Raw genomic sequence first — 11387 nt, 5'->3', positions numbered from 1 at the left:
CCACATCCGGTGAAGAGCCTCATTTATACAGTACCTTTTAGTCATACCAAGATGCTAAGAGGGACCGACGATGACTAAAGCTCGCGCATCGCAAATAAATTTAGCCGCCACACCTTATTACCATTGTGTCTCACGGTGTGTGCGCCGCTCGTTTTTGTGCGGCTATGATGCGCAGTCACAAAAAAGCTATGAGCATCGTCGCACATGGATAGAAACGCGTTTACTTACACTCGCCAAAGCATTTTGTATCGATATCTGTGCTTATGCCATTATGAGCAATCACTATCACGTTGTTTTGCATATCAACGCCAAAGCGGCTCAGTCTTTAACCAATATCGAGGTTGTTGAACGCTGGCTAGCCTTTCATCAAGCGCCTGCGCTTATCCAACGTTTTTATCAGGGTGAATCGCTCTCTCACTCAGAGCGAAAAGCGTGTTTTCGCATCATTGAGAACTGGCGCGAACGTTTGATGTCTGTCAGCTGGTTTATGAAGCTGCTTAATCAATATATTTCGACGCAAGCGAACCGAGAGGATCAATGTTCAGGGCATTTTTGGGAGGGACGCTTTAAAAGCCAAGCCTTATTAGATGAAAAAGCACTCGCTGCGGCCATGGCCTATGTCGATTTGAATCCAGTGCGCGCAGGCATTAGCAAACGGCCTGAACATGCCAATTACACATCGATTAAAAAGCGCGTTGAATCACTCAAGCAAAATAAAGCGACGCCAGCCGGCTTATTCCCCTTCGCCGGGAACCCGAGAAAGTCGATGCCCGAAGGTATCCCTTTTCGCCTTATGGATTATTTAGCTCTGGTAGAATGGACGTGCGATCAGAGTCAGAACGCCAATTCACTCCCGAGACCACATCTGCTCACTCAACTGAACATCTCGCGTGAAACCTGGTTAAGTACATGCTCTCATTTGGGAGACGGAAACGTCGTGGGTTCACTATCGAGTATCCAAGCGGCCTTGCCAACACTTGGCCTAAAGCGCATGACCGGCGTCATGATCCCAAGTGAGTAAGGCTTGTCGTTGAGTGCATCTCAATAGCGTAAACACGAAATAAACTCGCTAATGCCTCATCCAATCCAATAAGCCAGTACCATTATCAATACAAACAACACACCCACCGCTTTTAAGAGCGGCTTTAGCCCTTTAGCTCCACCTTCCGGGGGTTGATTACAACATCCCATATTATCTCCTGACCGTTTTCCCAGAAGAATAAGCCTTCCAGTAACAGGAAGGTAAAGGGATATTCAGGCTTGATTCTAGCTTGTTGGGGTATTGGGGGGACAGACACTTTAGATGCTTAAGTGCCTGTCCCCCCAATACACTCACTAATACACTGTACTCAGAAATCTGGACTCTGTATCCTAGTGGTTATTAACATCTATCAAGGACAATGACGATGTGGTATCTCATCTATTCGCAAGACGTAGAGAACAGCCTACCGCTACGCAAGCAAGCGCGTGACGCACACCTTGAGCGCTTACGCCAACTGGAAAAAGAAAACCGCTTGATGATTGCAGGACCAAACCCTGCCGTTGATAGCGACGAGCCGGGCGAAGCTGGGTTTACGGGGTCAACCGTTATTGCTTGGTTTGAGTCATTATCAGCCGCCCAAGCTTGGGCTGACAAAGACCCTTATGTAGCCGCTGGCGTCTATGCAGACGTAACCGTTAAACCTTTCAAAAAAGTGCTTCCTCAGGATCCTGCCTAATGCGATTAATAAAAGTATTGATGATGACTGGCCTTGGGCTAATACTGACTGCTTGTAGTAGCACCCAGCATGATAAAGCCGCAGAAGCCGCAATCCAACGTGCCGACATGATTGCACAGTTACTGCCGATGGATATTGAAGGCTACTCACTGGTTCGCGCTCGTGCGCAAGATGCCATCATCGAGCTGACACTTCTGGAGAAGAATGCCAAAAAAGCACCGGGGCAGCTCTTTTCCGGTTTAAAACGTCGATATTGCGAGGATAACGATATCCGCAGTATTTTAGACAGTGGTATAAGCTATACCATTTTGGTTCGCGACACCCGCGGCCGACAAATCCTCAAAAGCGCAATCGATGCCCCCGGGTGTGCTAGCTAATTAAGTGCCAAGGCTGCTCCCACTCTACTGGTAAGGCTGGCCACAACTCGCCTTGGCTCGGGGGCAGCACATAGCTATAGTGTGTTTCAGGCTGATCGTCGGAAAAACGACACGTAAATTGCAGTCCATAAGCGTGTAAATAGCCACGATCGGCAGGCTCGCCGCCATAGTAATCATCACCGATGAGCGGAGAGCCAATGCTTTTCATTGCCACGCGAATTTGATGGGTTTTGCCTGTGTAGGGCCGACAGAGAAAAAGTCGCCGTCCCTCACCACCAGCAATAGAGGTAAAACGCGTTCTCGCCGGGTTATCTTTGCTGGCTAACAATTTCCAGCTACCTCGCCGTCCCTTTGTCATATCCCCAACGATCAGCCCCTGCTTCTTACGTGGCTTTTTCGCACTTAATGCCAAATAGAACTTTTCTATCTCGCGCGAAGCAAACAACCCTGAGAGGACAGACGCCGCATGAGAAGAGGTTGCCAGCAGCAGCAAGCCCGATGTCATCTTATCTAACCGATGCACAAGGTAGACTTTCTCAACCCCAATATGCGCCGCGACCGCCGGCAGCAGTGCCACGTGATCGGCTTCTTTTTGCACGCTAACGCCGTGGGGCTTGTTGATCACCACAAAGTGTTGGTTTTGGTCGACAATTGAAAACATAACGAGGCGATTTACCGGTTGGCCATTGAGGACAGGCATCATAACGGCTTCACTCCTGCGCCGCTAGGGCAATCATATAAGTGACTGTCCCCCGAGTGTTCGCCCGAGTGTTCCTAGAGCAATTATAAAGGCGTCTGTCTCGTTAGTTCTTTAGCTTAAAGTGCCTGTCCCCGATAGGTCCGGATCTTCTTCTTTTTTAAGCTGATCGCTACAACTAGGTACAATCTGACAAAGTGAGCACGCCTCATTATCAACTAAAGCTCCTCCGACCTCGACATAGAGAACACGGTGGTTAGCCTCACTACGATTTGAAGACACTGAAAAGCGCCGTTGCTCTCGCTCGTGAATCGTCTTTTGTGTGTCAGGCTCGGTCATTATCAACCTCCTTCGAAAACTGGGAACCGCTTCTCTGTATGTTAACTTAGCATCTCAACATATCTAACCAAAAGTGCCTGTCCCGATAACCGTAACCAAAAGTGCCTGTCCCGATAACCGTGTCCCGATAACCGCCTGTCCCGATAGCCGAGAGAGAAACTAGGGTCCTAGGATATGCTTTCCGCTCTTTTCCGTATTCCGTATTCCGTATTCCGTATTCCGTATTCGAGCTTTTAATTACAGAGTACAAAAAAGCTAGAACCTCAATGTAAGTGCGGGGTTGCTCCTATCGCATGCTAAAACTAATGCCTGCGCAACTTTAGCCATTGTCTGAAGAGCCATTGCGATAGATGGCTTTTTTTCAAAGGTCTCTGACGCTGTTCATGCATCCAATCAATCGTCTGCTCTGGCGTGAGGTAGTAGCCTGTTTTGGGGCTTACGTACAAAGGATAGTAAATTAACGTAGCCGCCACTAATTCAGGCAGTGTGCGTGTTATTCCTCTCCGCTCATGTGGATAAATATCTTCTGTTAATCCCCATCCCGAATAAAACGGCTGACCATAGCAGGTCACAGGCACGCCACGTAGCAAAGCTTCAAATCCGGTCAATGACGTTAAGGTGTGCACCTCATCAACATGGTCAAGCAAATAAGCCATATCAACGTTACCTATAACTTCATCGGCGAACTGTTCGGCTGTTTGCTCATCTTGCCCTTGCAGCCGCAGTCCCGCCTGAACATCTGGATGGGGTTTGTAGACGATAAAGGCATGTGGATGAGTTTCTCGCACCGCTTGGAGCAGAGAGAGATTACTTTTTAATATCGGTGATCCAAAGCGAATTGATGCGTCAGATTCAACCTGACCCGGCACCAATATCACTCGTTTACCCTGTGGAGGTTGCCAATCGCTATCGCCAATATTGTACTTACTGACTTTTAGATCTATTAGTTTTTTTATCAATGCCTTTGCGCGCTGAATATCATGCTCAGAGAACTGCATTTCAATTAAAAGACGCTCTAAACGTGATGGTTGAGTAGCGTCATAGTAAATACCCAGATCGTCAATCACCCAAGACACAGGCCGAGTCAAATCAGCGCCCAAACCAACCGAACGAATGAATCCATCCTCCACGCGAAGATCTGCCGGTTTCGTATTACCCCAACGTAAAATCCGTTGAGAATGAAGTGACGGCTTGTATACTTTATCGATTAATGGAATGCACATCTTTTCCTGGCAAACAAAGTCCAGTTTTGATCCCTTCAAAAAGTCAACCAGCTCGGGCTTCTTCCATCGAGAGATATCAATGGCCGTTATATCACCCACAATACGTTGTGACTGCTGACGCTGGAATGCTAACCAAGCCATTAGATCTTCTACCTGGCAGCAGCGCTGCCACTCTGGGTGCCAATAACGGGGGTACGAAATGAGTGCGGCATGTACGAGTTGTTCGATGGTCACTGGCTTCCTTCTACTAGGAGAAGGTAAATCATCAATGGTAACTCCCCACCCTGCATAAAAAGGCATGCCAAACGTATGTACAGTTTTTCCCCACAATAGCGCCTCAAAGCCCATTTGCGATGTGACGCAAAAGACCGCACTTGCATTTTCCAACAGTTTAGGCGGATGGATATCATCGGCGAGTAACACAATTCTATCTGCGTGAGCCTTACATAAATCAGCAACCGCTTGCCCCGTTAGATAGCCAGATTTTTTACCTGCAAACACATCGGGATGGGTTTTTATCACAACCTGATGATTCGGGTATAAGGTTAGCGCACTATCCAACATTTTACGGAAGCAGCTCTCATCGGCGAGACCATCACGCACAGAGGCATCTCCCTTCGTCTGGTCAACAATCAATACGAACTGCTTATCAACAGCAGGAATAACTTTCTCAACACTATGATTATATTTGGAGACTCGGAGCGTCTGCCATTGTTTTAATAGCTCTCTCGCTCTTTGCCTTTGCGCCTCACATAATGGCTTTGTTATCAGCTGCTCTAGGCGAGAGGGCTGTGCGGCATCGTAGTAAATGCCCACATCGTCTATCACGATAGAAAGTGGCGGAGATTGATGCCCCAGTAGTAGCGATCGTAAAAAACCATCTTCTAAACGAACGACGTCCAAGTGTCTGCACTCAGCAAACCGCTTCGCTTTAACTGACGATGGTTTATTCCCCCACGCGATAACCGCAGCACGAGGAGAAAGGTTTCGAGAAACATTGCGCGCCAGAGGAGATAGATAACGAATAGGCTTTCCTATGAGCGTCGATAGATACGATATACCTGATAATGCAGGAGAAATGGTTAAAAACTGAGAATAATGCATCACTTATCTACCACACTCCTAGCAAGTAGCGATTTGTAATAAATTGGATCATTTAACAACCTTGCAATCGCGTTATACCAACGCTCATGCTCCATCGGGACTAACAGGCCATTAACCTGATCTATAACCTGTCCTTGATAAGCTGGATGCTCGGCATAAACACCTACTGCTCCTGCCTGAGTAATATCAAAAAACTTTGTGCACGATCTCGCGGCATTAAATTGGCTATCTAACAAGGGAGCCAAACCTATATGTCGCTCCCCCTTTGCTAATAAAGCTCGATAATTTGACCATGACATCGGGTGTAACACATGCACTCGTGGCAGATGTCGAAATAAAAGATTGGTTTCTCCGTCAGCAATAATTTCAATACTTAAATGAGGAAAGTCACACAACAGCCGTTCAAATAACGGTTTTAACCATAAGAACTCCTGTTTATGGCTTGCTGAGCCATGATAAAAAACAGTCTGTGTAATGGTTTGAGTCTGCCACGTGCTTGGCGGACAAAGGACTGGCTGCCAGCTCGCATATTTATCTGCTAAATAGCGATTGGCCACCCATAACTGCGCCCCAACATCGCGTAAAAAGTGCTGATGCTTCAAAGAATAATTCCAGAGTTTCCAACGATAACGAATCGTTAATCCAGACGTCGCTTTCCAATCCAATAAGTCGTCATCAATAAAAAACACAATTGACGCTATTTTTTGACGATTTTTTTTAATCCAAGTCCGCCAACTCTTATTTATATAGCGTACAAACAAAAGATTTAATTCTCCGTCTACACTACTATCATGAGTCTTATAACTAGAGAGACATTGATTTGGGCTCTCAGCCAATAAAACACACTGCCAATCTGCATGCATTTCCAAAAGCTTAGGCTTTACAAAAAAATCAAACGACGGATTTTCACGCTCTTGAACCACAATCCACTCATAGGAAAGTGTATTGGTCGACACCGATATCATACTTGACTCCAATCGATGGCTTCTTGAGGGAACGGATTGAGAGTGAAATTCGCTAACCTCGCATCTAACATAGGATGATAGAAGGGATCCTGATAGCCTTTAATCGACCATCGCTGATGCATAAACTCAACTTCTTGGGCAGCACGTCGCCTCTTCTCTGGCGTGTTGTCTTTACCACGACTCAAAGACTCGTGATGATACAATTGGGCAAATGGCGTATATACAACGCGTAAGCCACTTTCACGCACACGCAAGCACAAATCCACATCATTAAACGCCACCGTCAATTGCTCATTCAATCCACCCAATGACTGATAAAGCGACTTGCGCATAGCTAAACACGCTGCCGTAACCGCACTCACTTCTTGAACTAAGGCGCCCTCTTGGCACTTTTCTACCGCCTCCAAAGGATGAAATGCCAAGCGGTGTGTCGCTACCTGTTGCGGACCAACCACACATCCAGCATGCTGGATCAGCCCATTTGAAAACAGAAGCTGCGCACCAACAATACCGACAGCAGGCAAAGCCAAGCACCCCACCATAGCCTCAATCCAATTTTTCTCAATAACTTGTGTATCATTATTGAGTAAAACAACAACTTCTCCACGCGCATGCTCAACAGCAAAATTATTAATCGCTGAAAAGTTAAACGCCTTATTATAATGCAATACGCTTACTTTTGGGTTTTTATCAATATCCTGCAGCCAAGTTAGTGTCTCGGGCTCTACGCTTTGATTATCGACCAGTAATATTTCGTACTCGGCGTATTCGGTCAAGCCCAGTATACTGTCAATACATTGCTGCGTAATGGCTGCATTATCTCGAAATGGGATAATTATCGATATCAAGGGTTGCCACGCGCTGGCATAATTAAGTTTCGCAACATAGTCATCCGATGCGATACGTTCAGCACTGATTCCACAGCGATATAAGTGCGTAGTTAGTACAGTATTAAGTTCAGAGAGTTGATGCGTATAAGTTTGTAGCCACAAAGGTAAGCGAACATGATGAAACGCATCAACTAAATGATTTTCCGACATCGCTAACAATAGCGTGTAAGGAATATACGCTCGATTCATCAGCTTTTTCTCTGACCACAATGCTCTATACTTTGCTAGTACCAAGCGATCAACAAATAACACATCACCGCAATAATGCGCCGCACGCTGCCGTTCAAGACACCAGTCTGGCTTTAGGTTGATGCCATTTGGAGTAGATTCAACGGATGATGTTACCCCACCATGGATATGATCCGAATAAATCACTTTAAGGCGGCTCTGATTAACACTGGCTTGATAGAAACAAGCAACCGCATAAGGCAATAACTTTGCTCCGACAGGTACAATTAAACACCATGTCCAACGCGGCTCATCGCACAGCATATCAATGGTCGCAACTCGCGCGCTAATGTGTCCAGGCGTTGCAAAAGGAATTCGCGAATCAATCCATATCTCAGCGTCTTGACTCTTACAAGATTCTAACGTCGCCACAAAGCCATCTTGCGTCATATCGCCTGACGCAAAAATCCATACCACAATCTGATTTCTAATCTTATTGCTCAGCTTTGTTTTCAGCGCAGCAGTTTGACTGACTGTTTGCGCATAATGCTCTGGCCACCAACTCTCTAATGGTACAGTTGGCGATCGAGCTTTGCATAACTGTAATTGCTGATACGTCTCACCTAAACCGGTGCGACGCCACCGATTAAGCACTTGTTGAATCCAGACTTTTTGATCAGGAACATCGTGACGGCGCAACGATAGCAACAGGGAGCATGCTTGATACCCTAAAGACCAAATCGTTCGTGCCCGTTTTACTCGCTTTTCACTCAATACTACCTTCGCGCGACTGTTTAAATCACAATCGCGGATACGTATAGCACGAGCACCGCAAGGCAACGCGACCCACTGTTTGACGATACCATGTAAACTCGCACCAAGAGGAAGGTATTGCCTGTCCCCATCACCGTTAATAAATTCAATAACAACGCCTTGATGTAGCCACGGATCAGCAATACTAAGCGCTAGCCAATAGTAACTTGACCGCATCAAAGGTCCCTTTATCAGTAGATCTTTCTCGTCATCATCAGACGTGTCTACCCAAGACGTCAGTTGCGGCTCTCTATCCATATTATTCATCGAGTATCCATCGAGCGCTGCTATGATTATTTTTACTGACTATCAAAAAGATGTATATTACCGCTTAATATCCTTTGTTTGAATACTGTGCCCATGACTTCTACATCCATTTGCTTAAATAATGAGGCCCCGCTATCTCATGCTCAATATTTAAACGCTTATCGGCCAAAGAAGTTTGTGTCCATCAAAGACTCCAGTCTTTATGAAGGTTCATTGAGCGCCAAAATAAAAAATCGTCATTGGGATATTTGTCAGCGCACACAAAAAACAATTAACTTAAAGTACGCTCACCCCAAAGTAGGTTGGTATCAGTTAACAATCACCTACAACACCGACACTCATCTAGACCGTAACGACACCGTCTTTGCAGAACTTGGGGGCGATCAGGCTCCAATCCCATTAGTCAATGAAACGGCAGGGAAACAAAGCTTGGTTTTTCATAGTCCAACTCCTCTTGAAGCGCTTAATTTGGTATGGCCAACACTCCAAAGCCACATCAAGGTAACCATTACGATCAAGCGCGTCTCGCAACCTCGAGCAATGATGCATATGTTAAGAGCTATATCACGACGCGAGCAGCAGCAAGATGGTGACTGGCAACATATTTATCGCATTACACGAGCAAGACAAAAACGCGCAGGCTGGTCATTTGCACGAGAAAGGTTAATTCAAACCTATCACCCAATGTTCATTGGCAAAACACTTTTTCAGGCGCCTTATACGTTCTGGCAACAGCACTTTCAGCCAAGTGTCCCTGCATTACAAGGTGGAAAAGATATTCCGGTCGTCGTATGGATGGACATTGCGGATAACCTCTCGAATCACGAAAAAGAAGCGATCAAACGCACTATTCAAAGCCTTCTAGAACAAACGCATCAGCAATGGCAGCTTAACTTGCTCACTCAAACACGCCCTGCGTGGCTAACCGATCATCTGTATGTACTCAATGATGAACGCCTTCAGGCCATTCCTAGCATTTGCGCGCCCTACTCATCCAAGGCGTGGCATGGGTTTGTTCAGCCCGGCGATCAATGGTCCAAACATGCACTAGCGCTTTTTACGCAATACATCAAGCAAAATCCTAATGCCCGCTTGATTTACAGCGATCATGATCAAGTGACTGACGAACAACAATACTGCGCACCCGCGTTCAAGCCGCAATGGAACCCTGACCTACTCAAAAGCCACAATTATATGGGACGCGCCGTATTTTTTTGCGGCAGCACAACCACATCGGCTTACATCAACATGCACCAACACGTGCGTTGTCTTAACGCCGGGCTAAACGCACCCTCTAATGAGGAATCTTGTATCCATATTCCGCACATACTTCTCCACCAGCGGAGCGGCTATCAAGAGGATATTTCATGTGACGAGCGTCAACAGGTTAGGCAAACACTCATACAACTCACTCAGCACAATACACACAGCATTGCGCGTGTTGCATTTGATGAGGTGCATCAGGTATATCACTCCCATTATCGTTTACCAACGCCCCATCCGCGTGTCTCGATCGTTATACCCACTCGCAATAGTTTGGCGATTACACGTCAATGTGTTGAGAGTATCTTGCGTCTGACCAGTTATCCACATTACCAGATTATCATTGTGAATAATCAAAGTGACTGTCCTGACACCTTGGCATGGTTTAAACAAATCGGTCAGAAACATAACATTGAGGTCTTGGACTATGACCAGCCATTTAACTATTCAGCGATTAATAACTATGCCGTCTCACACAGTAACAGCGATCTCGTATGCTTACTCAATAACGATACGGAAGTGATTCACTCTAGCTGGCTTACCGAAATGGTCCGCCAAGCCAGCCGTCCCGAAATTGGCTGTGTCGGCGCTAAATTATTATTTTTTGATGATACCGTCCAACATGCAGGGGTGGTTTTAGGAATATGGGGGCTGGCCGGCCACGCGCACAAACACTACTCCGTGTACAGTCATGGCTACCAAAGACGTTTAGCGTGCAGTCAAAACTATTCAGCAGTTACCGCGGCTTGTCTGTTGGTAAAGCGATCTATTTATGATGCTGTCGGCGGTTTGGATGAAAAGCTCACCGTCGCGTTTAACGACGTTGACTTTTGCCTCAAAGTGCAACAAGCAGGCTACGCCAACTTATGGACTCCACGCGCGACCTTGTACCATTACGAGTCTAAAAGCCGCGGGAAAGAAGATACGCCAGCGAAGAAAGCCCGAGAGCAACAAGAGATCACACTCATGAAACAGCGCTGGCAGACCGTGATTCAAAATGATCCTCACTACAGCCGACACCTTACGCGTCATCGAGAGGATTTCACTTTACGTCTAGAAGAAAATCACTTTGAAGCGCAAATAGAAACGTAACGGAATTATTTTTTAAAACGTTGCCATATCGACGCTTTTTTAGGCTGCTCCATGGCCGCAATTTGTTGGTGAGTTAACCACTGACCCTCCAACACGGTAATTGATTGCCCATTGACGCGAAAACCAAACCTAAACGGCTTATTGAATACCGGTACCTCAAATTGAAAACCACAGCGCCGAAGCGGATGATTATCGGCGCTCTCGCCAAGTTTTTGTTCTACCACATTCGGGCGTTCAACTGTTAGTTCAAAGCTATGTCGTTGTTCGCCATCATCGACCCATACTGTGGCTCGGTAAATCGGCTCGTACAACATCCAACCGTGAAATTTAAGCATGGCATCGCTAGCAGTATCATTCACCAAACCAGGCCTTGGCCCGTCCAAATGCCACGCTAGGACGCTTGATACATCGATCTTATGTCGCACCAAGTGCAACTGTTGACTGGACTTCATAACTCTCTCAACTACTCAT

At 46.3% G+C, this 11387-nt stretch carries 9 protein-coding genes; 4 read left to right on the top strand and 5 right to left on the bottom strand.

All coding sequences use genetic code 11. The features are described from left to right. Window positions 1-70 precede the first annotated feature (70 nt). From BGK46_RS11865 to gspS2, 3 genes are all read left to right on the top strand, one after another. Complete coding sequence (locus BGK46_RS11865) at window positions 71-1021, top strand: transposase (RefSeq protein WP_069589533.1); 951 nt, start codon at window positions 71-73, stop codon at window positions 1019-1021. A gap of 385 nt (window positions 1022-1406) precedes the next feature. Continuing rightward, entirely contained in the window at window positions 1407-1718 is a 312-nt protein-coding gene (locus BGK46_RS11860; RefSeq protein WP_069589532.1) for a YciI family protein, read from the top strand. Beyond that, the gene (gspS2, locus tag BGK46_RS11855) at window positions 1718-2095 is read left to right on the top strand and encodes a type II secretion system pilot lipoprotein GspS-beta (protein WP_069589530.1); all 378 of its coding nucleotides are present in this window, start codon (window positions 1718-1720) and stop codon (window positions 2093-2095) included. The genes BGK46_RS11860 and gspS2 overlap by 1 nt, the downstream gene beginning before the upstream one ends. Here the strand turns inward: gspS2 and BGK46_RS11850 are convergent. From BGK46_RS11850 to BGK46_RS11830, 4 genes are all read right to left on the bottom strand, one after another. Further along, entirely contained in the window at window positions 2088-2756 is a 669-nt protein-coding gene (locus BGK46_RS11850; protein ID WP_069589540.1) for a TIGR01621 family pseudouridine synthase, read from the bottom strand. The two genes, gspS2 and BGK46_RS11850, sit on opposite strands and share 8 nt — an antisense overlap. Window positions 2757-3433: 677 nt before the next feature. Beyond that, on the bottom strand, window positions 3434-5458 hold the full coding sequence (locus tag BGK46_RS11840; RefSeq protein WP_084781439.1) for a capsular polysaccharide biosynthesis protein: 2025 nt from the start codon (window positions 5456-5458) through the stop codon (window positions 3434-3436). Beyond that, complete coding sequence (locus BGK46_RS11835) at window positions 5458-6381, bottom strand: glycosyltransferase family 4 protein (RefSeq protein WP_139130775.1); 924 nt, start codon at window positions 6379-6381, stop codon at window positions 5458-5460. The genes BGK46_RS11840 and BGK46_RS11835 overlap by 1 nt, the downstream gene beginning before the upstream one ends. A gap of 38 nt (window positions 6382-6419) precedes the next feature. After that, window positions 6420-8561 carry a glycosyltransferase family 2 protein gene (locus BGK46_RS11830; protein ID WP_069589524.1) on the bottom strand — a complete coding sequence of 714 codons (2142 nt, stop codon included), beginning with the start codon at window positions 8559-8561 and terminating at the stop codon, window positions 6420-6422. Window positions 8562-8774: 213 nt separating this feature from the next. Here BGK46_RS11830 and BGK46_RS11825 point away from each other — a divergent pair, with 213 nt between their 5' ends. Further along, on the top strand, window positions 8775-10916 hold the full coding sequence (locus BGK46_RS11825; RefSeq protein ID WP_175418658.1) for a glycosyltransferase family 2 protein: 2142 nt from the start codon (window positions 8775-8777) through the stop codon (window positions 10914-10916). A gap of 5 nt (window positions 10917-10921) precedes the next feature. On the opposite strand, the gene BGK46_RS11820 is transcribed toward BGK46_RS11825, so the two are convergent. Beyond that, window positions 10922-11275 (bottom strand): hypothetical protein, encoded by a 354-nt coding sequence (locus tag BGK46_RS11820; RefSeq protein ID WP_139130774.1) that lies wholly within the window; start codon window positions 11273-11275, stop codon window positions 10922-10924. Window positions 11276-11387: the final 112 nt, after the last annotated feature.

Source organism: Salinivibrio sp. SS2 (genome assembly GCF_001722075.1).
Taxonomy (GTDB): domain Bacteria; phylum Pseudomonadota; class Gammaproteobacteria; order Enterobacterales; family Vibrionaceae; genus Salinivibrio; species Salinivibrio proteolyticus.
Note: the sequence above shows the minus strand (reverse complement) of the source record. Positions and strands in the feature narration are given on the sequence as shown.

Bases quoted from the DNA above. Each gene is read 5' to 3' on its own strand.
- BGK46_RS11865 (WP_069589533.1), top strand. From the start codon at position 71: ATGACTAAAGCTCGCGCATCGCAAATAAATTTAGCCGCCACACCTTAT.
- BGK46_RS11860 (WP_069589532.1), top strand. From the start codon at position 1,407: ATGTGGTATCTCATCTATTCGCAAGACGTAGAGAACAGCCTACCGCTA.
- gspS2 (WP_069589530.1), top strand. From the start codon at position 1,718: ATGCGATTAATAAAAGTATTGATGATGACTGGCCTTGGGCTAATACTG.
- BGK46_RS11850 (WP_069589540.1), bottom strand. From the start codon at position 2,756: ATGTTTTCAATTGTCGACCAAAACCAACACTTTGTGGTGATCAACAAG.
- BGK46_RS11840 (WP_084781439.1), bottom strand. From the start codon at position 5,458: ATGCATTATTCTCAGTTTTTAACCATTTCTCCTGCATTATCAGGTATA.
- BGK46_RS11830 (WP_069589524.1), bottom strand. From the start codon at position 8,561: ATGAATAATATGGATAGAGAGCCGCAACTGACGTCTTGGGTAGACACG.